This window comes from Bifidobacterium sp. LH_449 (genome assembly GCF_056356755.1).
In genome coordinates this window covers 162,062-188,428 of the sequence record NZ_JBKEUV010000001.1, presented here as the reverse complement: position 1 = coordinate 188,428, position 26,367 = coordinate 162,062, and the positions used below count along the sequence as shown (strand labels likewise).

Genomic DNA, 26,367 nt, shown 5'->3' with positions numbered 1-26,367 from the left:
CCGCCGCATGGCATATGTTTCGACGTGTGGATTTCGGCATCGGAATCCACGCGTCGAATGGTTTCAGGGCTGTGTCGTGCCGCCTGCCGCACAGCCTCCGGCGTTTCGGGAATCAGACGATCGTCAACGTCAGCACTGTCGCGTTGCCGTCTTCGTCACGAAGCCGCACGGTGCCTCCGTCGGATACGGACGAGCCGTTGTAGTCGATGTCGCGCACGGTGCCGAACAGGCCGCCCAGAATCTTATTGGTCTGCACCTTGAATCCGAGCTTCTGCAGCTGTTTGGTGACCTCGCCCTCCTGTTTGCCGACCAGACCGCTCGGGATCGTGGCCGTTTCCGGTCCCTTGGAGACGACGACGTCGACAGAGTCGCCCCAATGCAGCTGGGCGCCGCTGTTCCGCGACGAGGAGATCACCTGACCGGCCGGAATCGCGTCGTCGAACGCTTCGCTCCAGTTGGCCTTCAATTTGGCTGCGTCCAGCATCGCAGCCGCTTCGTCACGCGTCACGCCGACGATCTGCGGCATCGCCACAGGCATCGGGCCTTTGGACAATGTGACGGTGATCTGCGCATTATGATCCATCGTCGTGCCCGGATCGACGGAAATGCTGAGCAGTGCGCCTTGCGGAACGGTTTCGGAGAAGTCGTCGCCGGTCTCGTCATGTCTGATGTTGGTGAAGCCGGCGGCGGCCAATGCGTCAAGCGGATTCCTGCCGTTGTCCGAATCCGTGTCGGTGATGTCGTCCGGCACGGTGGCCTGCCGTATGCCCTTGGAGATGGTGACGGTGACGGCGCCGTCGTTGTCGGTGATGCGGTCGCCGACGTTCGCCGGATCGGTGGAGATGACACGCCCCTCGTCGATGGTGTCGCTGAACGCTTCATGCGTCGTGTACGCGATGTTCGACACTTCCAGCGTGCTCTTGTAGTCGGACCAGTCGACGTCGGTGATGACGCATGCGGTGTCTTGCCTGCAGGTCAGATCCGTCGGCTGCGGCATCAGCGTGTAGCTGCCGGGGCCGAAATAGTGCCACCATGCGAAGCCCGCAACGCCGCCGGCGACAAGGACGCCTGCGATCGCGGCGATGACGATCTTCCCCGTACGCCCGATGCCGAAGCGGGACGTTGCCGTTCGCGTCGCCCCATCGTCGTCCGATACGGCCGTAAGATCGATCGCTTCGGTCGTCCGCGGCGCCGTCTGCGCGGACAGGATCCGCGTTTCCTGATTATCGGTCGCCTGATTGTCGGTCGGTGCGGCCGATGGTTCGTGCGGCGGCAGGGGAACGGTGTTCAATAGCGTCGGCGCGTCGTCGGGTGCGAGCACGGATGTCGCGGTCGCAGTGGTCTGCGCGATTGCGGTCGTATCGCCGGCCGCATCATCGGCTACGGTGTCGGTCGTGGCGTTGATTGCGGTATTGATCGCGGCGTCGGCCGCGATACCGGCGATGCCGGCGGCTCCGGACACGTTATCGACGGTGTCGTAGGAGCGTGCGGGATCCGACGTCTCCGGCTCCTTGCGGTAGTGCCATGCGTCCATCGGCAGCTTCGCCATGATTCCATGCAATTCGTCGCGCGCCGCGATCGCATCCGCCGGGCGGGCGTCCACCGAGCGAGCCGTCAGATGCGCGATGAAGCCGGCCATGCCCGCATCGATGCCGGGGCAGAACGTGGCGACGGACGGCACGTCCTCGTGGACATGTTTGAACACCAATGTCACCGGATTATCGGAGACGAAAGGAACGGTGCCGGTGAGCATCTCCCATGCCATGATGCCGACGGAGTAGAGGTCGCCTTGGGGGACCGCCTGATTGTTTTCGATCATTTCCGGCGCCAGATAGGCCGCCGTCCCCAGCAGCATGCCGGTCGAGGAAAGCGTGGCCTGGGACACGGCCCGGGCCAGACCGAAATCGGTGATCTGCACGCGGCCCCGGTCGTTGAGCAGGATGTTTTCCGGCTTGATGTCACGATGCACGACGCCGACGCGATGCGCCGCGGCCAGGCCATCGATGATTTCGGCGATGATGCGCAGGGTCTCGCGCACGCTGAACGTGCCCTGCTCGTTCATTTCATGACGCAGATTCACGCCATGGACGTATTCCATGACAAGATAGTCGAGCCCTTCGAATTCCCCGGTGTCGTACACCTGCACGATGTGCGGATTGGCGATCGCCGCGGCGGATTTCGCCTCACGGTGGAAACGTTCGACGAACTGGTCGCGATGCGGGCCTTGCGCCAGCTGGGTATGCATGATCTTGATGGCGACGATGCGTTCCAAACGTTCGTCTATGGCCTGGTAGACCGTGGCCATGCCGCCGTCCGCGATTTTCTGGGTAATGCGGTACCGGTTCTCGATAATCAGCCCTTCGGGGGCGTTTGCGGCTTCACTCATGGTTGTGCGTACGGTTCCTTAACGGGTTCTCGCGAATTGTCGTTCTGTCTTTCCAGCACCAAGTTTACAAGTCATGCTGCCTAGCGGACCGCGGTTCTGCCATATCCGGCCGTATATCCACATAAGGATTACGCCAGCACCGTTTCCGGGATGAAGCGACGGCAGGCTTCAATCAGCCTGTCTTCGGCCTCCCCCTCGTATGCGGATCCGATGCGCCGCACGGTGGACTGCCATAGCGCGCCGATGCGTTCGTATGACCGGGCGACGGCACCGGTGTCGTTGAACAGTTCAATGGCACGGGCGACCTGTTCGTCGCTGCGCTCGTCCTGCTCCCAGAATTCCAGAAGTTCGGCGCGCTGCGCGCCGTCGGCCGCCTGCAATGCGTCGGCGAGCAGTACGGTGCGTTTGCCTTCGCGTATATCGCCTCCCACCGGCTTGCCGGTGGCGTTGCTGCTGCCGACCACATCAAGCAGATCGTCGGCCAGCTGGAAGGCGAGGCCAAGCGGCTGCCCGATGGACAGCGCGTCGGCGCGGGCCTGCCGCGCGGGCAGACCCGCCGCCAGCAATCCGAATTCAACCGGCGCGATGGTGGTGTAGCTTGCCGTCTTCCATCGGAAGACGTTCAATGATGATTCCGCCAGCTGCCGCGGGTCGTCCATGGAGGACATTTCGATGGCCAGATCGAGCACCTGTCCGATTTCGACTTCGCGATGCATCGTCACAAACGCCTTGTTCAGCGCGGCTGATTGCGGCAGCGCGGACGCCGCCTGCTGCGCGATCAGCACGCTGGCGGTGGCCAGCATGTCGCCGAGCATGATGCCCAACCCGTTGCCGATGGCGTCGTTATGCATGCTCTGCGACAGCACGCGATGCGCGGAGGGGCGCCCCCGACGCAGCGGCGAATCGTCGATGATGTCGTCATGGACCAGCGCAGCCGTCTGGAACACTTCGATGCCGCATGCGAAATCCAGCATGGCGTCGCGATATGCGGGCGCGTCATGCCGGGCGAAGATATCGAATACGTCAAGGGCGAGCCGGGCGCGCAGCCGCTTGCCGCCCTCTCCGGAGGCGATCGCCTGCGCGGCGACGTCGTCGGCGATGCGCGCGCATACCGGGTCGGTCGGTTCTTCGTCGATCGACATGAAATCCCCGACAAGGTCACGGATTCGCGTTTCGATGCGTGCAAGGTCATTCGAACTGGTCATAGAAACAGTTATCCACAGCCTTTCGACAAGAGGAAAACATAATGGTTGCAACGCTTTTGAAGGCTGCGGGCGCTCACGAAACGCCGAGGGCGCGTCCATTCGACCACAGGGGCGGGAAACCTGCGGGTGTTTCGCTCTGATGGTGCATAGTGGAAGGAAACGTGGGCGAGGGGCGTGGAAATGTCAAGGAGGACATGATGCAGGATATGAGAGTGAAGCGATTCCGGTGCGACATGCCGCCGGATGATGACGAATCGCGGTTTGAGCCGATGAGCGAGACCGACCTGAACCGGCTGCGTGATCGTTTCCGAAGGGACTGTCGGGAATTCGGGGCGGGAAAGGCCTGCGCGCAGTGGGCCGAAGGCCCGCTGGACGAGTGGCTGGCCGGCCTTGAGCGCAGGCCCGACGCCGCCGAATGGGCGTTGGGCCGTGCCACGGTCGGTGCGCTGGCGGTGGGCGTGAACGAAGTGTATGCGATCCGCGACGCGATGATCATGTCGATGATCGTCGGACCGGAACGCTGCCCGAAGTCATTGCTGATGGATTTTGCGGCTCGTCCTCATGTGCCGCGAATCGTCGGCCGGATGGATGAATTGCTCAATCTGGCGTTCGAGGAGGGCGTCGGCGGGAAGGTCGAGCGCCGGTGCCTGTCCGGAATCGTCATGCTGAAAGACATGATTCATGTGGTGCCGGAGCGTTTCCAGGTGCATCCGTTGGCGATGGCCGCGTACGGTTTGTGGTGGCTGGGCGATGATCAGGCCGCGATATACGCGTTGCACGCGTTGTCGCTTGACGACGATTGCTCGTTGGCCGCCATCGTGTTGGGCGCGGTGGACCGGGGAATCCGTCCGTCAAGACGCGGCGGATGCGGGGAAGGCGACGACGGTTGACGTCGGTCGCTTTTGCGTCGGCTTTTTATGATGGCATTCGGGAATAATCGTCCTTGCAAGATGGTTTACTCCAATAGTTAATGATTTATACTTGCCAGAAGTGTGCTTATATGGTATGCGTCCCGACAGGTTCATGCAGGAGGAGTAAGTTTGGCCACCAAGAAAACCACGGCAGCGATGGAACAGACTGATACCGAAAAGACGACCTCCGCCAAAAAGCCGGCCACCCGTAAAACCGCGACGAGGAAGGCATCCAAGCCGGCGTCCCGCACCCTCGAAGGGAAGAAGGACGCCATCGAGCAGGAGGATTCCCTCGACGACGCCAATCTGCTTGACGATGACGATAAGCAGGCGGATGAGGACGGCCTCGACGATTTCGACGCCGATCTTGACGATATGGACGGCGTGGAAGACGACCTGGATGACGACGACGCGGATTCGATGGATTCCGAGCCCGAGGAAGACGAGGATGAGGAAGACAAGCCCAAGGAACCCGAGACCCCGAAGGAGAAGGGCGCTTTCGTCGTGCGGGACGATGACGACGACGACAATCTGACCCCGTCCGGCAATCCGAAGCGTCGCGTCATCGCCGCCGGTGCCACGGCCGATCCGGTCAAGGACTACCTCAAGCAGATCGGCCGGGTCAGCCTGCTGAACGCCGAGCAGGAGGTGGATCTGTCCGAACGAATCGAAGCCGGCCTGTACGCCCAGCATCTGCTGGATACCGAAGGCGATCAGCTGGAGTTCAAGCGCAAGCGTGAGCTCAAGTGGGCCGCGGCCGACGGCAAGAAGGCCAAGGACCATCTGCTGGAGGCGAACCTTCGTCTCGTGGTGTCCCTCGCCAAGCGCTATACGGGCCGCGGCATGCTGTTCCTCGATCTGATCCAGGAAGGCAATCTCGGTCTGATCCGCGCGGTCGAGAAGTTCGACTGGAAGAAGGGCTTCAAGTTCTCCACGTATGCGACGTGGTGGATCCGCCAGGCGATCACCCGCGCCATGGCCGACCAGGCGCGTACGATCCGCGTGCCTGTGCATATGGTCGAAGTGATCAACAAGCTTTCCCGCGTGCAGCGTCAGATGCTGCAGGATCTGGGCCGTGAACCCACGCCGGACGAGTTGGCGCGAGAGCTCGACATGCCTGTCGAGAAGGTGCAGGAAGTGCAGAAGTACGGCCGTGAGCCGATTTCCCTGCATACTCCTCTGGGCGAGGACGGCGATTCCGAGTTCGGCGATCTGATCGAAGACACCGATGCCATCGCGCCGTCCGACGCGGTCGCATTCTCCCTGCTGCAGGAGCAGTTCAGGCAGGTTCTGGAAACGCTGTCCCCACGCGAGGCGGGCGTCATCAAGATGCGTTACGGCCTTGAGGACGGCCAGCCCAAGACGCTGGACGATATCGGTCGCGTGTATGGCGTGACGCGTGAACGCATCCGTCAGATCGAATCGAAGACCATGTCAAAGCTGCGCCACCCGTCTCGTTCGCAGACGCTGCGCGACTTCCTTGACCAGTGAGGATTATGGCAGACAAAGAGAACTACGGCGCAGACAGTCTTACCGTTCTTGAAGGTCTGGACGCTGTCCGCAAGCGCCCGGGCATGTATATCGGCACCACCGATAGCCAGGGTCTGATGCACTGCCTGTGGGAGATCATCGACAATTCCGTCGACGAGGCTCTCGCAGGCGCATGCGATCACATCATCGTGACGCTGCATGACGACGGTTCGGTCGAAGTGGCCGATAACGGTCGCGGCATTCCGGTGGACATCGAGCCGAAAACCAAGTTGACCGGCGTCGAAGTCGTATTGACCAAACTGCATGCCGGCGCGAAATTCGGCAACTCCTCATACAATGCGGCCGGAGGCCTGCATGGTGTGGGCTCGTCCGTGGTCAACGCGTTGAGCGCCCGACTGGACATCGAGGTCGACCGCGACGGGAAAACGCATCATATGGCCTTCCATCAAGGCCATCCGGGCGTGTATTCCGATGCCGATCCCGCGCATCCTTCGCCGGATTCGCCGTTCAAGCGCACGCGCAAGAACCGTCCTACCGAGCTTGAGATCATCGGCAGGGTCTCGCCGAAAACCACCGGCACCCGCATCCGCTACTGGGCCGATCCGGAGATCTTCAACGACACCGCGCGTTTCAGCTACGAACAGCTGATCGATCGCGTACGCCAGACCAGCTTCCTTGTGCCGGGCCTGCGCATCACCGTCATCGATGAGAACGTGCCGGAAACCGGCGACGAATCGATCGACGAGATGCTGGAAACCGACATGCCCATCCAGGCCTTGTCCGAAGACGACGGCGCCGTCGACGGCGATACCGTCGAAGCGTCTTCGTCCGGGACGGGCGGGTCGGCGGAATCCGTCGAAAACGTCGTCGATCCCGATGCCGCCTCTCGACCCGATCATGCGCGCGTCGTGGAATTCCTGCATACCGGCGGCGTCAGGGATTTCGTCGACTTCCTGTCCAGAGGCGAAGCCGTATCCGATATCTGGCGCATCACCGGCGAAGACACGTATGAGGAGGAGACGCAGGCCGTCGGCGAAAACGGCGAATTGCATGCCGTCAACGTGACGCGCGATTGCAACGTCGACATCGCCATGCGCTGGGTCAACGGCTACGACACCGTCATTCGCAGCTTCGTCAACGTCGTGGAGACCCCCGGCGGCGGCATGCATGTGGACGGTTATCTGCTGAGCCTGACCAAGCAGGTGCGCAAGGCCGTCGAAGACAATGCGCGCAAGCTGAAGGTCAATCTCAAGGACGCGAACATGCGCGTCGAACGCGATGACATCATGGCCGGACTGGTGGCCGTCGTGACGGTGCGCATCGCCGAACCGCAGTTCCAAGGGCAGACCAAAGACGTGCTCGGCACCGCGCAGGTCAAGCCGATCGTCACACGCATGACCGACCGCCAATTCGGCGAGATGATCTCCGGCTCCAAACGCGGATTCAAGGAACAGTCCGGCCGTGTGCTGGAGAAGATCGTCGGCGAGATGCACGCCCGCATCCAGGCGCGTAAGACCAAGGAGGTCACGCGACGCAAAAACGCGTTGGAATCCGCTTCGATGCCGCCGAAACTGTCCGACTGCCAGCCGGGCAACGACGATGTGGCCGAACTGTTCATCGTCGAGGGCGATTCGGCGTTGGGCACGGCCAAAGCCGCACGTAATTCCGGCTTCCAGGCGCTGCTGCCGATCCGAGGCAAGATCCTGAACGTGCAGAAGGCGTCGCTCAGCCAGATGCTGTCGAATAAGGAATGCGCGGCCATCATCCAGGTGATCGGCGCGGGTTCGGGCGCGAGCTTCGACATCGACCAGGCGCGGTACAACAAGGTCATCATGATGACCGATGCGGACGTGGACGGCGCGCATATCCGCATTCTGCTGTTGACGCTGTTCTACCGGTACATGCGTCCGCTGATCGAGCACGGCCACGTGTATGCGGCCGTGCCGCCGCTGCATCGCATCGCGCTGACCGGCTCTCATAAGGGCGAATACATCTACACGTATTCGGATGATGAGCTGGCCGGCAAGCTGGCCGATCTGGATCGCATGCGCATCGGCTACAACGCCGATATCCAGCGTTACAAGGGTCTGGGCGAAATGGACGCCGACCAGCTGGCCGACACCACGATGGATCCACGCACGCGCATGCTGCGGCGCATCCGTATGGAGGACGCCGAAGAGGCGAGCCGCATCTTCAGCCTGCTGATGGGCGATGACGTGCCGCCGCGCAAGCAGTTCATCGTCGACAACGCCGACGATTTCGACCGTTCCAAGATCGACACGTGATGGTTCGGCGAGGCTGATTACCGTTTGGTAGCTATTGATGGTTAAATAGTTGCGGAAGGTAAGAAAACCTGAAAGGTGACTCTTATGGTGAATCTGCTGCTCGCCGTCATCTATTTGGCCTTCATCAGCCTCGGCCTGCCCGACGCCATGCTGGGCGCCGCCTGGCCGCCGATGAGCCAGGATCTGAACGCCGACGTCTCCTGGGCCGGCGGCATTTCGATGACCATCGCCGTCGGCACCATCATCTCGGCGTTGCTGAGCGACCGTATGACGTTGCGCTTCGGCGCAGGACGCGTGACCGCCGTATCGGTCGGCATCACCGCCGCCGCGCTGATCGGCTTCTCGTTCGCGCCGAACTACTGGGTGCTGATACTGCTCGCCATTCCATATGGCCTGGGCGCGGGCGGCGTGGACGCCGCGCTGAATAATTACGTCGCCATCCATTACGAAAGCTGGCATATGAGCTGGCTGCACTGCATGTGGGGCGTCGGCGCGCTGATCGGCCCCTATGTCATGGGGTACGCGCTTTCCTCCGGCCAAGGATGGCCTTGGGGCTATCGCTATATCGGCATACTGCAGATCGTGCTGACGGCGTTGCTGATATTCAGTATGCCGTTGTGGAAAACCCGTGACAAGGCCGATGCTGATTCCGCCGCGACGGGGAAGTCGGAGGGGCAGGCTGCCGTCGAACCCCGTAAGCCGTTGGGGCTCAGGGGCGTGCTTGCCATCCGTGGCGCAAAGGAAATCCTGTTGATGTTCCTGTGCTACTGCGCCATCGAACAGACGGCGATGCTGTGGGGCAGCAGTTTCATGGTGCTCGGACACGGCATTGACGAAGTGACCGCAGCCCGTTGGGCCAGCCTGTTCTGCATCGGCATCACGGTGGGGCGCGCGCTCAGCGGCTTCCTGACGATGCGTTTGAGCGATCCCGCGATGATCCGCCTCGGGCAGGCGCTGATACTGATCGGCGTGATATCGATGTTCCTGCCGCTGCCCGGCAATGTAGGCGTGCTGGCCGGGTTGATGATCGTCGGGCTGGGATGCGCGCCGGTGTATCCGTGCATCATTCATTCGACGCCTGCCTACTTCGGCGAGGAGAATTCACAGGCGATCGTCGGCGTGCAGATGGCGTTCGCCTATCTCGGCACATTGCTGATGCCGCCGTTGTTCGGCCTTATCGCGCAGTACATCAGCATCGATCTGTTCCCGGTGTATCTGCTCGTCTTCCTGGCGTTGATGATCGTCATGCACGAAATGCTTCGCCGGAAGCGTGCGATGGCATGATGACCGAGGCCGCCTTCAACGGGGCGGCCGTTGTTTTCCGGCGTTTCGCTCGTCTGACCCACATGGGATAATCGAACATATGTACGAATGTTTGAATGTGTTTTCGGAGCCCACCCGGGAATGGTTCAGGCATGCGTTCGACCGGCCTACCGAAGCGCAGTCTTTGGCGTGGCCGGCCATCCGCCAGGGGCAGAACGTGCTGGTGGTCGCGCCCACCGGTTCGGGCAAAACGCTTTCCGCATTCCTTTCGGCGATTGACCGTCTGATGGTCGATGACGCCGGCCGTTCCCGTCCCTCGGACGAGCGTTCCGCTTCTGGCCGTCGTAAGACGCGCGGCGTCAGGGTGCTGTACATATCCCCGTTGAAGGCCCTGGGCGTCGACGTCGCCAAAAACCTGAACGTTCCGCTGGAGGGGATCGCGGCACGATGCAAGGCCGAAGGCGTCGGCGCGCCGGATATCCGCGTGTCCATACGCAGCGGGGACACCACGGCGAAGGAACGGCGGGCCATCGTCTCCCATCCGCCGGACATCCTGGTCACCACGCCGGAGTCACTGTATCTGATGCTCACCTCGCAGGCCCGCCGCATACTGTCCACGGTGGAAACGGTCATCGTCGACGAAATCCACTCGTTGGCGGGAGGCAAACGCGGCGCGCACCTGGCGGTAAGCCTTGAACGACTGGAATCCTTGGCGGGGCGCAGCGTCCAACGTATCGGACTGTCCGCCACCGTCAGACCGGCATCCGAAGCGGCGCGTTTCCTGGCAGGGGACAGACCTGTACGCATCATCGACCCGGGAACGCGTCCGGCCATGCATATCGAGGTCGTTGAACCCGTGCGGCATATGCGCGACCTGCAGTCGACGAACGTGAAACACCGCAGCGGCGGCGTGGACGGAGAACGGCCCGGAACGCCGCATATCACCGGAGTGACGCCGGCGATGCGGCGCGCCGCGCAACGACGACAAACATCCTCCAAGGATTCCATCGACATGGTCGGGGCCGCAGGGGACGGCGTTTCCGGATCGGTATGGCCGCAGGTGGAAAGCGATATCCTTGACAGGATCCTGGCCCACCGCACCACGCTGGTGTTCGTCAATTCGCGTGGCATCGCCGAAAAACTGACGGCGAAACTCAATGACCTGTATGCGCAACGTTGCGGTGGAGGTCCTGGCGCATCGCAGGAGCGAAGCCAGCGCCATTATCATTGCGCATCCGGGCCCACCACCGCGATGGTCCCCTCGCATGACCGGGACACGACGATCGCCATGGCGCATCATGGCTCCGTATCGAAAGACCGTCGCAAATACATCGAAGACAGCCTGAAACAAGGGCGTCTGCGCTGCGTGGTGGCCACCAGCAGCCTTGAATTGGGCATCGACATGGGCTCGGTGGATCTGGTCATCCAAGTGGCGCCGCCATTGTCGGTGTCCTCCGGCCTGCAGCGCGTCGGACGTGCTGACCATCATGTCGGCGGGGTCTCTCATGCGGTGCTGTATCCGCTGACGCGCGCCGATATCATCGCTGCGGCCTCCAGCGTCGAAGGCATGCTGTCAGGGCTAATAGAGCCGCTGCGCATCCCCTCATGCCCATTGGACATATTGGCGCAGCAGACTGTGGCCGCGGCCTCCTTGGACGATCTCGAAGCGGACGCATGGTATGGTCTGGTCCGCAGATCAGCGCCGTTCCGAGGTCTCGACCGCGGCATATTCGACCGTGTCGTCGGCATGCTGACCGGTCTCTACGATGATGAGGAATTCTCCGCGTTCAGACCGCCCTTGATGTACAACGAGAAGGACGGCGTCATCTCCGCCCGTCCCGGCGCGCAGCGTCTTGCGGTCACCAGCGGCGGCACCATACCGGACAGGGGCCTGTATACGGTGGTCCTGCCGGAGGGGGAAGCGGGCTCCGGACCGCGACGCGTAGGCGAACTGGATGAGGAGATGGTGTATGAATCGCGTGTGGGCGACATCATCACCCTGGGTACGTCCACATGGCAGATCCAGCAGATCACCCGAGACCGCGTCATCGTCACGCCCGCTCCGGGCCGTAGCGCACGACTGCCGTTCTGGCATGGCGAGGGCAATGGCCGCGATTACGGATTCGGATGCCTGACGGGCCGCTTCATCCGTGAAATCAGCGCAGGATTGAACGAACGGCAATTCGACGACAAGACCCGGAAACGTTTGACGGAAGACGGCCTGGACCGCAACGCCATCGATAATCTGGGCGCAGTGCTCGGCGAGCAGCGCGCCTCCACGACGGTGATCCCCGACGACCGGCATATCGTCGTCGAACGATGCCCGGACGAGGAAGGCGATTGGCGGATCATCATCCACACGCCGTTCGGCCGCCGGGTGCACGAACCATGGGCGCTGGCCATTAACGCAAGGCTTAGGCGGCGCTACGGGTTCGACGGTCAGACGTACGCCGCCGACGACGGCATCGTCCTGCGGCTGCCCGACGGCGATGCCGACATCGCATTGCACGACATGGTGATTTTCGAACCCGACGAACTGCGGCGCACCATCGAGGAACAGGTCGACCAAACCGTGCTGTTCGCCGCGCGATTCCGCGAAATCGCCGCACGGTCGCTGTTCCTGCCGCGAATGAACCCCGGGAAACGTGTGCCGTTATGGCAGCAGCGTCTGCGAGCCGCGCAGCTTCTGGCGGCGGCGCACACCAAACGTGATTTTCCTCTGATCCTGGAAACGATGCGCGAATGTCTGCAGGACGTATACGATCTGCCATCATTGAACGAAGTCATGCAGGCGTTGGCGACGGGAACCATCCATCTGGTCGAACGCACCACGCGGATCCCCTCGCCGTTCGCGGAATCCCTGCTGTTCGGCTATGTGGGGGAGAAGCTCTACCAGTATGACGTGCCGCAGGCGGAACGCAACATGCATATGCTTTCCGTCGACCCGCGTATTTTGGAAAAGCTTCTTGGCGTCACCGACCTGTCGGGCGTACTCGACCCCAAGGCGATCGAGGAGATCAGCGACGAGGTCGGCAGGCGGAGGTTCTGGAATGAGCTGGCCGCAGACGATATCGTCGGGCGAGTCGCCCGATATGCGAAAACGCATGGGCCGTTCACCGCCGATGCGATGATCGCCGATCTGGGCGTTGACGCGGTGCAGGCGGTGCATGCCCTTGACGATATGAAACGGCAAGGAACGCTGCTCTACGGCTCCTTCCTGTCGGCATCGTCGGACGAACCGGGCCCCGGCGCCGCAGACGGTCAATGGCTGCACAGGGACGTGTTCGGACGCATCCGCGCTCGCTCGCTTGCCATGACGCGTAAAGCCATCCAGCCTGTCGGCATGCGGGAATACCAACGGTTCCTGATCGGAAAGCAGGGCATAGGTCCTACCGGCGGCGAAGCCTATGAGGGCGCGCAAGGCGTGATGCGCGTCATCGAACAGCTTGAGGGCATGTGTTTCCCCGTCTCCGTATGGGAACGATCCATATTCCCCGCACGGGTTCGGGACTACAGTCCGATGATGCTGGACGAACTGCTCGCATCCGGGGAGGCGCTGTGGATCGCAGGCAATGACGACGGCAAAACCGCCGCCAGCGGGCGAATCGCCTTCCATCCCGTCGATTCGCCGCTGATCGCCGGCGAAAGGACCTGCATGCAAGGCGCGGGCGTATCCCCGACAGGCGGGGAGGGGGACGGGAGCGGAAACGGGAAGGGCGATGCGACGCCGGCCATACAGGACGCCATCATGTCCGTGTTGGAAAAGGGCGGCGCCTTTCCCGCGTGGCAACTGTCCGATTCGGCATGCCGTTTCTTCATCGGTCATGCCGAACCGCAGATCGACGAGGAAACCGGTGAGATCCTGTACCCGACGTGGTCGGAGAGTCTGTTCGAACAAAGCCTGTGGCAGTTGGTCTGGCAAGGCAAGGTGACCAATAGTTCGCTTGCAGCGATACGCGCTGTGGAACAGCCCGTGAAACCAGTGCGTAGTTCGTCCCATATGTCCTACCGGTCGTCGCGTCGCCGATCGCGGACACGTAAACCGGCATCGGCCACGATGAGCGGACTATGGTCTGCGGTAAACGGCCATAGTGCGGTCCAAAGCGAGGAATCGCCCGCAACCGGACGGACGCGGGCGGTCGAAGGGCATGCCTCATCGGCAATGGGCGAGACGTCGTCGGCGATACCGCACTCATCGCGGCCTGCAGCTGCTTTTGCATCGACGTCCCAAGCCATGGCGTATGTCGAAATACTGCTGGACCGCTATGGTGTCATCGCGCCGCAGCTGGTCGACGCGCATTTCGTGCCGGGCGGCTTCTCCTCCGTATATCCTGTGCTCGCCGGCATGGAAGAACGCGGCATGCTGGTGCGCGGCATGTTCGTCGAAGGCCTGTCCGCAACGCAATTCGCATATCGGGAAACGGTGGACGCGCTTCGCGACGATACGCAAAGGCGCGGCTCGTCCGCGATCATGCTGGATTCAACCGACCCGGCAAATCTGACCGGCTTGGCGACCGGCTGGCCCGACCGTGGCGCGGACGGCGGCAAACCCATGCGTAAGGCCGGCAATTTCGTTGTTCTGGTCGACGGCGGGCCGGTATTGTATGCGGCCCCACGCTCCAGAAAGATCACCGCGTTCGTCGATGACGAAGCCACGCTTGGCGCGGCCTGCCGCGAATTGGCGTATGCGCTGCCGCGCCGGCATCAGGGCGGCGTCACCTTCTCGCAGATGAACGGCGTGCCGCTGACGCAGCGCAGCGAATACACCCGCATCCTGCATGCGGCGGGATTCCTGCCATGCCCGCAAGGCATGAAACTGTACTGACGATCGCTTTGCGGGCATGCGGCGCATATCAGCCGGCGAAGGCGATGGGCGCATCCAATTCCGTTCCGGACCCGTCGCGGCGCATATCCGGCTCCGGCAGCGCAACAGGATTGCCGGAACTCGTCGCCGCATTGATGGGGTAGAGGCCGACATAGGCGAAGATCAGCGTATTCTGGCCCTTCAGGAAACGTTGCGAACGGACTCCGCCGGTCGCGCGGCCCTTGGTCGGGTACAGGTCAAGCGGCGTGACCTTGGCCGAACCATTGTCGGTGCCCTCAAGCGCCTCATCATCACCCGCAACCGTCAATACCACGGCTCCGGAGGCGGCCACGGCGTCTCCGTCATCGCCTTCAACGGCGTCGGTCCACGCCACGTCGGAGGAGGCGACGACGCCGAACGCGATCGCCCTGCAGCCATCCGCCAGACGAATGCCCGCCATGCCGCCCGCGGTGCGTCCCTGCGCCCGCACATTGCCGGCGTCGAACGTCAGCAGCGACGAATCGGAGGAAACGAATACCAGACGATCCTCGTCGCGAGCCGGAGCGGCCGCGATCACCGCGTCATCATCCTTCAGATCGATGACGCTCCACGAATCCATCGTGGTCGGCGACTCGCGGTTCCAACGCTTCACCACGCCATTGCGCGTACCGATCGCCAACGGAGCGGCCAGCAGCGCAGCATCGAACGGGTCGGTGCCGGACGAATCGGCGTCAGCGGAATCCTCGTTCGAAGACGGCATCGGAATCGCGGCGACCACACGTTCGCCCGGCACGGGATCGGTGTTCTGCGTCAATCCCAGCAATTCCGTCGCATCAATGCCGCCGGAGACGCTCAAACCGCTTTCCGGCAAGGCGATCGACGGCAATTCCACCGCATGCGCCAGCACCAGACGGCCGGCAGACGTGATCAGCGCATATTGCGAGCGCGTCGTCGTGCGGAAAATCGACGCGATCTGATCGTCCGGATGACGCTTGTCATCGGCACGACGCGCACGCCACACGTCAAGGGCGGCCGGCGACGTGCGCGCGATCAGACCGGTGGCGCTTAGCATGACGGCGCACGGCTCGTCGTCGATCTGCAACGCCGCTGCGGCGGCCTCATCCTCACCGGCCTTGCGGGCGGCTGCGGCCGCGGCGACGTCCGCGGCCGCGGAAGACACCGTCGCGGCCGAACGGGCGGCCGCCAACGCGGTGTCGGAAACCGTGTCGTCGCCATGGGCGAGCACGGGGACCAGCGAACCGTCCGACGCCTGATCCAACAGCACGGTGCGGCGCGGCGTGCCATAATCGGCGACGACCTTGTCCATCTCTTCGACGACGACCCGATCCAATGCGGCGTCCGAAGACAGGATATGCTCCAATTCCTCGATACGACGCTTCAGATCGTCACGTTCCGCTTCAAGCTCGATGCGGCTCATGCGCGTCAGACGGCGCAGACGCAGATCGAGGATGTACTGCGCCTGAATCTCATCCAGGTCGAAAACGGCCATCAAACGGCTTTTCGCCGCGTCCGCGTCATCCGACGAACGGATCACCCGGATCACTTCGTCGATATCGACCATGGCCAGCAGCAGGCCTTCGACCAGATGCAGGCGCTCCAGCGCCTTGTTACGGCGGAATTCGCTGCGCCGGCGCACCACCACGCGGCGATGGTCGATCCAGACCTGCAGCATTTCGCGCAGTCCCATCGTATGCGGGCGGCCGTCGACCAACGCGACGTTGTTGATCGTGAAATTGTCCTGCAGCGGCGTGTGCTTGAACAGCTGCGCCAGCACGGCGTTCGGATCGAAGCCCGTTTTGATCTCGATGACGATACGCGTGCCGTTATGGCGGTCCGTCAGATCGATCGCGCCGGAAATGCCTTCCAGCTTACGGCTTTTCACACCTTCGGAAATACGTTCCAACACGCGTTCCGGCCCGACCATATACGGCAGTTCGGTGACGACGATCGCCTTCTTGCGGGCGGTGACGTTTTCGACATGCGTCACCGCCCTTGTGGTCAGCGCGCCGCGCCCGGCGGCATAGGCGTCACGAATGCCGTCGCGGCCGACGATCACGCCGCCGCCGGGCCAATCCGGGCCGGGAACATATTGCATCAGCTCTTCCAGCGAGGAATCGGGATGCCTCATCAGATGCTTGGCCGCGGCCACGACCTCGCCGAGATTATGCGTGGCCATATTCGTCGCCATGCCGACGGCGATGCCGGTGGCGCCGTTGACCAGCAGATTCGGAATCGCGGCGGGCAGCACGGTCGGCTCGGACAGCTTGTTGTCGTAGTTCGGCGTGAATTCCACGGTTCCTTCGTCGATGTCGGCGTTCATCGCCAACGCCGAGGGGGCAAGACGCGCTTCGGTATATCGGGAAGCCGCGGGCCCGTCATCAAGGGAGCCGAAATTGCCGTGGCCGTCAACCAGCGGCAGCCTCATCGCAAACGGCTGGGCCAGACGCACCATGGCCTCGTAGATCGCGGAATCGCCGTGCGGATGCAGCTTGCCCATGACTTCGCCCACCACGCGGGCCGACTTCATGTACGGGCGGTCCGGCGTCAGATTCATCTGACCCATCTGATAGATGATGCGGCGCTGCACCGGCTTCAGACCGTCGCGGGCGTCCGGCAGCGCGCGCGCGTAGATCACCGAATACGCGTATTCGAGGAACGATTTGCTCATCTCCTCATTCAGCGGCGTATCGATGATGTTCTCTTTGACCGTGCGCGGGTCGAAGGCCGGCTGCGCCGGTTTGCGATGCGATGCCATACGGATCTCCCTAACGCGCGTCACGGATCCGCCGTGAATCCGCGCATATTCGTAACTCCAACCGCACCATATTACCCAACCGGCCTACCCAAGGCCTCGTCCGATGTCCTATTCGTTGGCCTCCGGTGCTTCAATGGGAGGCATGAGTATCGAAGTGCCGCCAATGAACGAACTGCTGCAATTCGCGTCCGACGGGAAATACGGGGACGAGACGCCGTCGCCGAATCCGTTGCACGGCAGCGGTCATACGGAATCCGGCGGCGGCGGGAACGGCGGCGCCCACGCGGGCGGCAACACGAGCATCCGGCGCGGCGGCGCGCTGCACCTGTCATCCATCCTTCCGGCGCTGTCGGCAAGTCTGGGCTCGCCGATCGAGACCGCCATCCACCATGACCCGCGCGCATTGCAACACGCGCTGGGCCTGCCGGACGCGCGTTCGGCGATCGTCGTCCTGGTGGACGGCCTGGGATACTGGAACCTCAACATGCGGCTCGGGCATGCGCCCTATCTGCGTTCGCTGATGAACGATTCGGTCAACCAGCGGCCTGTCGCGACATGTTCGCCCAGCACCACGGTGGCGGCCATGGGCACGTTCGGCACCGGAACCTGTCCGGGGCTGACCGGCATGGCCGGCTATACGCAGCGCAACCCGCAGACGGGCGCGTTAAGCCAGCTGATCCAATTCCGCGACGCGATCGATCCGCACGAATTGCAGACGCAGCCGACGATATTCGAAGCGTTGCAGGCACGCGGCATGCGCGTCACCAGCTGCGGACTGCCGAAATTCGCGCATTCGCCGCTGACGGAAGCGGCATTGCGCGGAGCCGACTACATAGGCCAGACGCAGCCGAAGAACCGCATCCTCTCCGCATGCAAGGCGGCGGCCTCGGACGGCCTCACCTACGTGTATCTGCGGGATCTGGACAAGGTCGGCCACGCCTACGGCTGGGACAGCGACCAGTGGATCGGCACATTCGAACGTCTCGACGGCCAGCTCGCCATGCTGCGGCGCAACGCGCCGAAAGACACGCTGATCGTCATCACCGCCGACCATGGCATGATCAGCGCCGACCCCGAACAGCGCATCGACATCGCGCTCGATCCACGCCTGAGCGAAGGCGTTGCGATGGTCGGAGGCGAGCCGCGCTCGCTGATGCTGTACGCGCAGCCGGACGCCGACGTCGACGATATCGTGCGCCGCTGGCGTTCGGTGCTGGAAGACCGTGCGATGGTGCGCACACGTGACGAGATCTTCGCGCAAGGCGTGCTGGGGCCGGTACGTGACGATGTGGTGCCGATGATCGGCGACGTCATCGTTTCGGCTGCGCGGTCGGTGACCTTGGTGGACAGCCGCATCCAGAAGGATCAGGCGACCCGTCTGCCCAGCGTCCACGGCTCGTTGAGCCGTCTTGAAGCGGATATCCCCTGCCTGGTGGACGTCGTCTGAGGCGCGGATCCCGGACTTCGGATCGGTGCCGCTGCGGGCCGATCCGAAGAGTTTCGCCTTATTCGCCGAACAGAATCTCATCCCAGCTGGGCACGACGGAACGGCCGCCGCGGCGTTTCGCGGATTTCTGCGACGTTTTGTTCGCGGTATTCGCCTTGGTCGCGGTTTCCTTCACATTCGGCGTGTCCGGTGTGTCCGGAGCGTTCCTGGTGCTCGCGGCGTCTCCGGTATTCCCGGATTCGCCGTTCGCGCCGGCCGTCGCGCCATTCGCCGCACCTGTCGGAGCGGCGGTGTTCCGCGCGGTGTCGGCGGCGGGAACCGCGTCGTTGCGATTGATTTCGGATGCCGCGGCAGCGCCGTCGACGGTTGGCTTGTCGTCGGATGACGCTGCGTTTGCTGATGCGAAGGCTTCCGATTGCGTGGCTTCCGTCATCATCGAATGCGCCTGCAGATCGATGCGGACCGCCGGCATGGACGGCTTCGGCGCGGCCCATGCGGAGACGGCCTGCTCGATGCGGGCCGAGCGCGCGGAGTCGCCGGGCAGGGAAGTGGTCACAAGAAAGTCGTCATCATCGGCGTTGCCTCGGTAATCGGCGGAATCATTGCGGTTGACGGCCTCGCCGATAAGTTTTTTGGCGAGCGAATTCAGGCAGGTCACCGCATTGTCATGCATGTTCCAGGTCCATTCGGCGCGTGCCCGACGCTCGGACACGGTGAAGGAGGCCATGATCTTCCACGGTTCGAGACCACGGCGCGTGGCCTGCCATACCACATCCTCCGGGCGGATGCGCGCCGCGGCGAATGTGCGGTCGATCAGCTCGGACAATGTCCTGACGCGGCTTTCCTTAGGTGCCGGGACGGCGAGGAACTGTTCGATGGCATACTGCTTCTCCGTCTCCACCGCGGCGGAGAAACGACGGACCAGGGCTTCGCTGAGCCCATAGCGTTGCGCCACCTGTGAGGGATTCGCGCCAGCGCGAATCAACGCTTGGATCTGGGAGATCGGCAAGGTCGCGGAAGTGCGCTGTTTCTCCGAGGACTCGGATTTAAGCTGCTTCGCTTCCAGAATCGCATGTTCCAGCGTGTCGTCGACCTGTACCCGGAACCGGGTGGCGCCGGCGAGGAAGACAAGCTCACCGGTCTCTTCGACATGGTCGAATCGGGCTTCCTCGAACGCATTATCAGTCATCGGCGCACCACTTTCATCTTCCTGTGGGTATTACTTTCATTGTGCCCCACGTGTCGGATTTTACAGCTATTTCAAATCGTGTACCCTTAGCGGGTGAAAAGTCATGTATTCTATGGCGCATAAGGCCGTATCGATGGCCTTGACGATGAGAAAGGACTTCACATGGCACAGGACTACGATTCTCCCCGCAACAAGGATGAGGACGAGGAGTCGCTGCAGGCCCTCGGCAAGAGTTCGCAGAACTCCTCCAACGATATGGATGACGATGAGAACGCCATTGCGGAAGACTATGAGCTGCCGGGCGCCGATCTGAGCAATGAAGACGCTTCGGTGACCGTCATTCCGATGCAGGGTGACGAATTCATCTGCTCCGAATGCTTCCTGGTCAAGCATCGCAGCCAGCTCGCCTACACGACCGACGACGGCCAGCCGGTGTGTGAGGAGTGTGCCGCCTGATGACGGTTGATGTGGCGTACAACGAACCGGAAACCATCGAGGTTCTCGTCAAGTCCGTGGACCCGGATTATCCGGCCGAGCTGTTCTACGCTCATGCGGGCGATGCCGGTGCGGATCTGATCACCACCGAGGAGGTGACGCTCAAGCCGTTCCAGCGGGCGCTGGCGCCGACCGGCGTGGCGATCGCGTTACCGGCGGGGTACGTCGCATTGGTGCATCCTCGTTCCGGTCTTGCGGTCAGACAAGGCGTTACCGTGCTGAACGCCCCGGGAACCGTGGACGCCGGATACCGCGGCGAAATCAAGGTGCCTCTGATCAATCTCGATCCCGAGCATACGGTGACGTTCCATCCGGGCGATCGCATCGCGCAGCTGGTGATCCAGCGTTACGCTGAGGCCCGCTTCATTCCGGCCGAGACGTTGCCGGGATCCGATCGCGCGGAGCGCGGATTCGGTTCGACAGGAGTCGGCGGCGGCGTGAACGGCTGACGGAAGCCGATCGCGGTGTCGGCTGAAAGGAAACGCGCGGGCATGCATGGCGATGATGCCATGCATGGGTAGGATTGGAAACGCAGTACGTGAGGGAGGCGATGGTTATGACCGAAGCGGAAGACGAAGTCAATTCGGCTCACATGTTGGGATGTGAGATCAGCTCGAATCTGCTTGACCCTCTCGAGCCCATCATGCGCATGTGCGAATACCACCATCCGGGCGAAGACATGGGCATTCTGGATCGCGCCTACGAACGCGCGGTCGAGCAGCATAGCGCCCAGCGCCGTAAATCCGGCGAGCCGTACATCATCCATCCGTTGGCGGTGGCGCAGATCCTCGCCGATTTGGGCATGGGCCCCGTCGTCGTGGCCGCAGGCCTGCTGCACGACACGGTCGAGGACACCGATTACACGCTTGACCAGTGCCGTGCGGAATTCGGCGATACCGTCACCGGTCTGGTCGACGGCGTGACCAAGCTGAGCAAGATGGAATACGGCGATTCCGCGCAGGCCGAGACCATCCGCAAAATGGTCGTGGCGATGAGCCGCGATGTGCGCGTGCTGGTCGTCAAGCTTGCCGACCGTGTGCATAATGCCCGCACCTGGCGTTATGTGAAGCCGTCGAGCGCCCAGAAGAAGGCTCGCGAAACGCTGGACGTGTATGCGCCGCTGGCGAATCGTCTTGGCATGAACGCCATCAAAACCGAGCTTGAGGAGCTCAGCTTCAAGGTGCTGTATCCGAAGATCTACAACGAGATCGTCGTATTGGTGTCCCGCCGCGCCGGACAGCGCGACGTGTATCTGAAGCAGATTCTGGCCGAGCTCAACGAGGATCTGGAAAATCAGAACATCAAGGCGTACGTGACGGGCCGTCCGAAGGATTATTTCTCCATCTACCAGAAGATGATCGTCCGCGGACATGAGTTTTCGGACATCTACGATCTGGTCGGCGTGCGCATCATCGTCGATACGATTCAGGACTGCTATGCGGCGCTTGGCGCGGTGCATGCGCGTTGGAGCCCGGTGCCGGGCCGTTTCAAGGATTACATCGCCATGCCCAAGCTCAACATGTATCAGAGCCTGCACACCACGGTGGTGGGGCCTGGCGGCAAGCCGGTCGAAATCCAGATCCGTACCTGGGACATGCATCGTCGTGCCGAATTCGGCATCGCCGCGCATTGGAAGTACAAGGCGAACGGCCAGGCCGGCCGTGCGCTGAGCACGCCGGACAAGTCGGATCGCGTGCGCGACGAGAATCAGGGACTGGGCGAGGCCGACAACCTCAAGTGGATCCAGCAGTTGGCCGATTGGACGTCGGAGACGCCGGATTCGAACGAATTCCTCGGTTCCTTGAAAGAGGATCTGGGCTCAGCGGAAGTGTACGTCTTCACGCCCAAGGGCAAGATCGTCTCATTGCCGGCGAAGGCGACGCCGGTCGACTTCGCCTATTCGGTGCACACCGAAGTCGGCCACCGCACGATGGGTGCCCGCGTCAACGGCAGGCTTGTGCCGTTGGACACCACGCTGGACAACGGCGACACCGTTGAGATCCTGACCTCGAAATCCGACAACGCCGGCCCGTCACGCGATTGGCTGAGCTTTGCGAAAAGCCCGAAGGCCCGCAATAAGATCCGCCAATGGTTCACGAAGGAGCGCCGCAGCGAATCCATCGAAGAGGGCCGCGATGAGCTGACCCGAGCCATGCGCAAGCGCAATCTGCCGGTGAGCGCGCTGCTGACGACCGAAGCGCTGATCGGCGTCGCCGACGAACTGAACCGCTCTTCGGTCGATAACCTGTTCTCCGCCATCGGCGACGGCCAGATCTCCACGCAGAACGTCATCGCGCATCTGGTCAAGGATGCCGGCGGTGATGAGGTCAATGAAGAGGTCGAGCAGGAGGTGCTGCCGCTGCGCACGCCTGAACGGCCGAAGACCACCAATGCGCTGGGCATTTCCGTCCAGGGCGTCGGCGACATCTGGGTGAAGCTGGCACGTTGCTGCATGCCGGTGCCGGGCGATGACATCATCGGCTTCATCACGCGCAACCAGGGCGTGCCCGTGCATCGTGCCGACTGCCAGAATATGATCGATCTTCAGAAGCGCCAGCCCGAACGTGTGGTCGACGTGCAGTGGACCAGCACGAAGGGCCTGTTCATGGTCAAGGTGCAAGTCGAGGCGCTGGACCGCCCGCATCTGCTGAGCGATGTGACCCGGGTGCTTTCCGACCATGGCGTCAACATCATTTCCGGCAACATCTCCACCGGCAGCGATCGCGTCGCAACCAGCCAGTTCAGTTTTGAAATGGCCGACCCGCAGCATCTGAACCGTCTGCTGGCCGCGGTGCGCAAGATCGACGGCGTCTTCGACGTCTACCGTATCACCGGTGCTAAGGATTCCGCGGAGCCGCGTCTGCGCAAGATGTGACGTGCCGGCGCGTTCGCATGAACGGCAAGGATGCCGGACGGCCTGAAGGCCGTCCGGCATCCTGATAAGAGACGCTTAGGGGAGAGGCGTCCCCCTCCCCGTCACCAGCGGTATTCCGGATCGAGAAGGTTCATCAGCGTCGTGTCATGGTTGTGGACGAGCATGCTGTTCGTGTCCAGTATCATCGTCGCGCCGCCGAACTGTCCGATGTTGTCGCGGATCCATCGCAGGGCGGCCACGATGTCGGTGATGCCGACGTTCGCGGAATCCCTGTATTCATCGCCGTATGCGGATAGGTCCAGATGTCCGAACAGGTTGAGTCGGTGGTTGACCGTCACCACGACGACGTTCCCGCTTCTGCTGAGGCTTTCGCCGTTGTACATCTGCTCGTTGCCGGAACCGGTGGAGAATCCGCCGCCGTGCAGCCAGACCATCACCGGGCGCTTTCCGTCGTCGTTGATGCCTTGGGTCCGGATATTCAGATTCTGGCAGTCGTTGTCGGCATTGGCGTTGGATTGTGAAGCCTGCGGCGAAATCGGCCCGTAGTCGACGGCGTCCGGCACGCCGTCCCATGGGGACGCCTCTTCGGCGGGCATGAAGCGTCTGGTGGCTTGGGCGTAGGGAACGCCGAGATAACGGTATGTACCGTCATCGAGCGTTCCCCGGATCGCGCCCGCGTCCGTTTCGACGACGGCGTCCGAGGAGGGGGTCAGGCTCCGGAACGCCGGCGCCGCGGGGAACGTGTTCCTGTATACGACGTACCCGACGGTGCCGACGAGTGCCAGGACCGCGATGATGGCAGTGATGACGATGGCCGCCTTTTTGGCGCGTGGTTTTCGGATGCCCATTGAAGTTCCTTGTGCTGTGCTGTCTGTCGGGTCGACGAGGCGTCGGTCAGGCCTTGCCGTGGCGCGCGGCGAGCAGATTGACGAACATGTCGACGGTCTGCGGCGCGTCATGGTCGAAGAACAGGCTGGCCTGGCCGTCGAGTCCGGCGATGTCGGCCATATCGGCGTCATCGAGCTCGAAGTCGAAGATGTCGATGTTTTCAGCCATGCTCTCCTTGTGCGTGGACTTGGCCAGCGCCACGACGTCACGCTGCATCAGCCAACGCAGCACGATCTGCGCCACGGACTTGCCGTGCTTCTCCCCGATGCGCGCGAGCACCGGATTGGTGAACATGCCGTTGCGTCCCTCGCCGAACGGGGCCCACGCCTCATGCACGACATGGCGCTCCGTCATGGTGTCGTGCGCGAAGACCTGCTGGTGGAACGGATTGGTCTCGACCTGGTTGACCATCGGGGCGACGTCGTTGAAGGCGGCGATGTCGGCGAGGCGTCCCGGGTTGAAGTTGCTTACGCCGATGGCGCGCAGCTTGCCGTCGCGGTAGGCCTCTTCAAGCGCCCGCCATGCCCCGTAGTGGTCGGCGAACGGCTGGTGCAGCAGCATCAGGTCGTGTAGTCGGTGCCGAGCTTGTCCAACGAGCGTTCGATGGAAGCCTTGGTGTTTTCGTAGCCGTAATGCTCCACCCATACCTTCGAGGTGATGAACAGGTCCTTGCGGTCGATGCCGCTGCGGCGCACGCCTTCCCCGACGCCTTCCTCGTTCATGTAGGACTGTGCGGTGTCGATATGGCGGTAGCCGGTTTCGATGGCGTCGCATACGGCCTGTGCGGTGGTCTCCGGCGGGATCTGGTATACACCGAATCCCAGCTGGGGGATTTCCACGCCGTTGGACAATGTCAGTGTTCGCATTTCATCTCCTTGTTGAATGCTTGTATGATATTCGTTGATGCTATAAACCGGTAGTTGATACCGGTCAAGTTATTCTGACGGAAAAGTGTGTCGTGTCACCGTCGCCGACGCACATGCCGTTTGGACAGGCCGAAGGGGAACCATGTATCACTCGATGAAGGAAACATGCGAATCAGTGAACATGAGCTATGAGACGCTGAAGTTCTATTGCAAGAAGGGTCTGGTGCCGAACGTGCACCGCGACGCCAACAACCGCCGTGTGTTCAGCGATAAGAACATCGCCTGGATCAATAGCGTGAATTGCCTGCGCGCCTGCGGCATGAGCCTCGACGAGATGAAGGAGTACCTGGACCTGTGTCTGCAGGGGGACTCCACGATTCCCGTGCGCAAGGAGATCCTGGCCGCGCGGCGCAAGGCCTTGCTTGAGCAGATGGCGCAGATCCAGCGCAGCATCGATTACATCGACATGAAACAGGATTACTACGATGGCGTACTTGAAGGACGATATGCGTACTTCAGCAATCTGACCGACGATGACGGGCCGGCGAAGCCGCTGCCGGGGGAGCTGTCCCCCTTTGACGGGCCTGACATCCCCTCGGAGCGCATCCTGACCTCGACGGCCGTGTGACGGCGAATATGGAGCGCTGCGACAGGGGCGGTCCTCCGATTTGACCGGTAACGACTACCGGATTTTATGGTGATATCATCGGTCGAATGATGATGAAAGGATGACCGCCATGAAACGTTCCCTCACAAGCGCCATCAGCATACTGCTTCTCGCTGGCCTGACGGCATGCGGCGGCGGGGGGCAGCCGCAGGATACGAATGACGCGCCGGCCCCGGATTCCGGGGCGGCCGCCACGGACGATGCCGCACGCGGCGGCGACACGTTGGTCGTCTACTATTCCGCGCAGGGACATACCGAAAACGTGGCCGACGCCATCGTCGAAGCGACAGGGGCCGATGTCTTCGCCATCGAGCCCGCCGAGCCTTATACGGACGAGGACCTGAACTGGAACGACCCCGACAGCCGGATCTCGCGCGAGCATGATAATCCCGACGGGCGTGATGTTCCGCTGACGACTACGGAGGTTCCGAATTGGGACTCCTATACGACGGTGTTCCTCGGCTATCCGATTTGGTGGGGCGTGGAGGCCTGGCCGGTCGACTCATTCGTCAAGGCCAATGACTTCACCGGCAAGACGGTGATCCCGTTCTGCACCTCGTTAAGCTCGGGCCTGGGCGACAGCGCGACGAACCTGGAGGAGCTCGCCGGAACCGGCGATTGGCAGGAGGGGCAGCGCTTCAGCTCTTCCGCGTCCGACGATGATGTCCGTGACTGGATCGAATCGCTGAATCTGTAGTCCGAACCCGCACGGGCGGAGACATATGCGAATGGGGGTGGGAACGTCCAGTACGTTCCCACCCCCATTTCGTTCAGTTTCGGACGCCGGCGCCGCCGACGTCGACGGTGCCGGCGCGCCTT

The 26,367-nt window shown here is 62.5% G+C and carries 16 protein-coding genes and 1 pseudogene; 11 read left to right on the top strand and 6 right to left on the bottom strand.

Features of this window, described 5'->3' with window-relative positions; translation table 11 throughout:
- Positions 1-112: 112 nt before the first annotated feature.
- Positions 113-2,386, bottom strand: coding sequence for a protein kinase domain-containing protein (locus AC1AX7_RS00780; protein WP_476508201.1), 2,274 nt, complete (start codon positions 2,384-2,386; stop codon positions 113-115).
- A 128-nt stretch (positions 2,387-2,514) separates the two neighbouring features.
- A complete protein-coding gene (locus AC1AX7_RS00775; RefSeq protein ID WP_476508200.1) occupies positions 2,515-3,591 on the bottom strand; it encodes a polyprenyl synthetase family protein in 1,077 nt (358 codons plus the stop codon).
- 194 nt (positions 3,592-3,785) lie between these two features.
- Here AC1AX7_RS00775 and AC1AX7_RS00770 point away from each other — a divergent pair, with 194 nt between their 5' ends.
- From AC1AX7_RS00770 to AC1AX7_RS00750, 5 genes are all read left to right on the top strand, one after another.
- Complete coding sequence (locus tag AC1AX7_RS00770; RefSeq protein WP_476508199.1) at positions 3,786-4,481, top strand: DUF4192 domain-containing protein; 696 nt, start codon at positions 3,786-3,788, stop codon at positions 4,479-4,481.
- Between the two features lie 177 nt (positions 4,482-4,658).
- Entirely contained in the window at positions 4,659-5,993 is a 1,335-nt protein-coding gene (locus tag AC1AX7_RS00765; RefSeq protein ID WP_476508387.1) for an RNA polymerase sigma factor, read from the top strand.
- 5 nt (positions 5,994-5,998) lie between these two features.
- Positions 5,999-8,278, top strand: coding sequence for a DNA gyrase/topoisomerase IV subunit B (locus tag AC1AX7_RS00760; protein WP_476508198.1), 2,280 nt, complete (start codon positions 5,999-6,001; stop codon positions 8,276-8,278).
- A gap of 84 nt (positions 8,279-8,362) precedes the next feature.
- Positions 8,363-9,562 carry an MFS transporter gene (locus AC1AX7_RS00755; RefSeq protein ID WP_476508197.1) on the top strand — a complete coding sequence of 400 codons (1,200 nt, stop codon included), beginning with the start codon at positions 8,363-8,365 and terminating at the stop codon, positions 9,560-9,562.
- 79 nt (positions 9,563-9,641) lie between these two features.
- On the top strand, positions 9,642-14,366 hold the full coding sequence (locus AC1AX7_RS00750) for a DEAD/DEAH box helicase (protein WP_476508196.1): 4,725 nt from the start codon (positions 9,642-9,644) through the stop codon (positions 14,364-14,366).
- A 28-nt stretch (positions 14,367-14,394) separates the two neighbouring features.
- On the opposite strand, the gene AC1AX7_RS00745 is transcribed toward AC1AX7_RS00750, so the two are convergent.
- Positions 14,395-17,121: a DNA gyrase/topoisomerase IV subunit A gene (locus AC1AX7_RS00745; RefSeq protein WP_476508195.1), complete on the bottom strand. Its 2,727-nt coding sequence runs from the start codon at positions 17,119-17,121 to the stop codon at positions 14,395-14,397.
- Positions 17,122-17,263: 142 nt separating this feature from the next.
- On the opposite strand from AC1AX7_RS00745, the gene AC1AX7_RS00740 reads away from it, so the two are divergent.
- The gene (locus AC1AX7_RS00740; RefSeq protein ID WP_476508194.1) at positions 17,264-18,568 is read left to right on the top strand and encodes an alkaline phosphatase family protein; all 1,305 of its coding nucleotides are present in this window, start codon (positions 17,264-17,266) and stop codon (positions 18,566-18,568) included.
- Between the two features lie 58 nt (positions 18,569-18,626).
- Here AC1AX7_RS00740 and sepH read toward each other — a convergent pair whose 3' ends face one another.
- The gene (sepH, locus tag AC1AX7_RS00735; protein WP_476508193.1) at positions 18,627-19,757 is read right to left on the bottom strand and encodes a septation protein SepH; all 1,131 of its coding nucleotides are present in this window, start codon (positions 19,755-19,757) and stop codon (positions 18,627-18,629) included.
- Between the two features lie 162 nt (positions 19,758-19,919).
- Here sepH and AC1AX7_RS00730 point away from each other — a divergent pair, with 162 nt between their 5' ends.
- From AC1AX7_RS00730 to AC1AX7_RS00720, 3 genes are all read left to right on the top strand, one after another.
- Positions 19,920-20,213 carry a DUF4193 domain-containing protein gene (locus tag AC1AX7_RS00730; protein ID WP_476508192.1) on the top strand — a complete coding sequence of 98 codons (294 nt, stop codon included), beginning with the start codon at positions 19,920-19,922 and terminating at the stop codon, positions 20,211-20,213.
- Positions 20,213-20,701, top strand: coding sequence for a dUTP diphosphatase (gene dut, locus AC1AX7_RS00725; RefSeq protein WP_476508191.1), 489 nt, complete (start codon positions 20,213-20,215; stop codon positions 20,699-20,701). Before AC1AX7_RS00730 ends, dut begins: the two co-directional genes overlap by 1 nt.
- A 107-nt stretch (positions 20,702-20,808) precedes the next feature.
- Positions 20,809-23,127, top strand: coding sequence for a RelA/SpoT family protein (locus AC1AX7_RS00720; protein ID WP_476508190.1), 2,319 nt, complete (start codon positions 20,809-20,811; stop codon positions 23,125-23,127).
- A gap of 101 nt (positions 23,128-23,228) precedes the next feature.
- Here the strand turns inward: AC1AX7_RS00720 and AC1AX7_RS00715 are convergent, their stop codons facing one another.
- The gene (locus tag AC1AX7_RS00715; RefSeq protein WP_476508189.1) at positions 23,229-23,975 is read right to left on the bottom strand and encodes a carboxylesterase family protein; all 747 of its coding nucleotides are present in this window, start codon (positions 23,973-23,975) and stop codon (positions 23,229-23,231) included.
- Between the two features lie 46 nt (positions 23,976-24,021).
- Positions 24,022-24,881, bottom strand: a pseudogene (locus AC1AX7_RS00710) (aldo/keto reductase).
- A 142-nt stretch (positions 24,882-25,023) separates the two neighbouring features.
- Here AC1AX7_RS00710 and AC1AX7_RS00705 point away from each other — a divergent pair.
- Both AC1AX7_RS00705 and AC1AX7_RS00700 read left to right on the top strand, forming a co-directional pair.
- Positions 25,024-25,509 (top strand): MerR family transcriptional regulator, encoded by a 486-nt coding sequence (locus tag AC1AX7_RS00705; RefSeq protein ID WP_476508188.1) that lies wholly within the window; start codon positions 25,024-25,026, stop codon positions 25,507-25,509.
- A 109-nt stretch (positions 25,510-25,618) separates the two neighbouring features.
- Entirely contained in the window at positions 25,619-26,245 is a 627-nt protein-coding gene (locus AC1AX7_RS00700) for a flavodoxin (RefSeq protein WP_476508187.1), read from the top strand.
- The last annotated feature ends 122 nt before the right edge of the window (positions 26,246-26,367 follow it).

What these genes read in the sequence shown, in the direction of transcription:
- AC1AX7_RS00745 (WP_476508195.1), bottom strand. Translation starts at nt 17,121, where the DNA reads ATGGCATCGCATCGCAAACCGGCGCAGCCGGCCTTCGACCCGCGCACG.
- AC1AX7_RS00715 (WP_476508189.1), bottom strand. Translation starts at nt 23,975, where the DNA reads ATGGGCATCCGAAAACCACGCGCCAAAAAGGCGGCCATCGTCATCACT.
- sepH (WP_476508193.1), bottom strand. Translation starts at nt 19,757, where the DNA reads ATGACTGATAATGCGTTCGAGGAAGCCCGATTCGACCATGTCGAAGAG.
- AC1AX7_RS00705 (WP_476508188.1), top strand. Translation starts at nt 25,024, where the DNA reads ATGTATCACTCGATGAAGGAAACATGCGAATCAGTGAACATGAGCTAT.
- AC1AX7_RS00770 (WP_476508199.1), top strand. Translation starts at nt 3,786, where the DNA reads ATGATGCAGGATATGAGAGTGAAGCGATTCCGGTGCGACATGCCGCCG.
- dut (WP_476508191.1), top strand. Translation starts at nt 20,213, where the DNA reads ATGACGGTTGATGTGGCGTACAACGAACCGGAAACCATCGAGGTTCTC.
- AC1AX7_RS00775 (WP_476508200.1), bottom strand. Translation starts at nt 3,591, where the DNA reads ATGACCAGTTCGAATGACCTTGCACGCATCGAAACGCGAATCCGTGAC.
- AC1AX7_RS00755 (WP_476508197.1), top strand. Translation starts at nt 8,363, where the DNA reads ATGGTGAATCTGCTGCTCGCCGTCATCTATTTGGCCTTCATCAGCCTC.
- AC1AX7_RS00750 (WP_476508196.1), top strand. Translation starts at nt 9,642, where the DNA reads ATGTACGAATGTTTGAATGTGTTTTCGGAGCCCACCCGGGAATGGTTC.
- AC1AX7_RS00740 (WP_476508194.1), top strand. Translation starts at nt 17,264, where the DNA reads ATGAGTATCGAAGTGCCGCCAATGAACGAACTGCTGCAATTCGCGTCC.
- AC1AX7_RS00720 (WP_476508190.1), top strand. Translation starts at nt 20,809, where the DNA reads ATGACCGAAGCGGAAGACGAAGTCAATTCGGCTCACATGTTGGGATGT.
- AC1AX7_RS00730 (WP_476508192.1), top strand. Translation starts at nt 19,920, where the DNA reads ATGGCACAGGACTACGATTCTCCCCGCAACAAGGATGAGGACGAGGAG.
- AC1AX7_RS00780 (WP_476508201.1), bottom strand. Translation starts at nt 2,386, where the DNA reads ATGAGTGAAGCCGCAAACGCCCCCGAAGGGCTGATTATCGAGAACCGG.
- AC1AX7_RS00700 (WP_476508187.1), top strand. Translation starts at nt 25,619, where the DNA reads ATGAAACGTTCCCTCACAAGCGCCATCAGCATACTGCTTCTCGCTGGC.
- AC1AX7_RS00765 (WP_476508387.1), top strand. Translation starts at nt 4,659, where the DNA reads ATGGAACAGACTGATACCGAAAAGACGACCTCCGCCAAAAAGCCGGCC.
- AC1AX7_RS00760 (WP_476508198.1), top strand. Translation starts at nt 5,999, where the DNA reads ATGGCAGACAAAGAGAACTACGGCGCAGACAGTCTTACCGTTCTTGAA.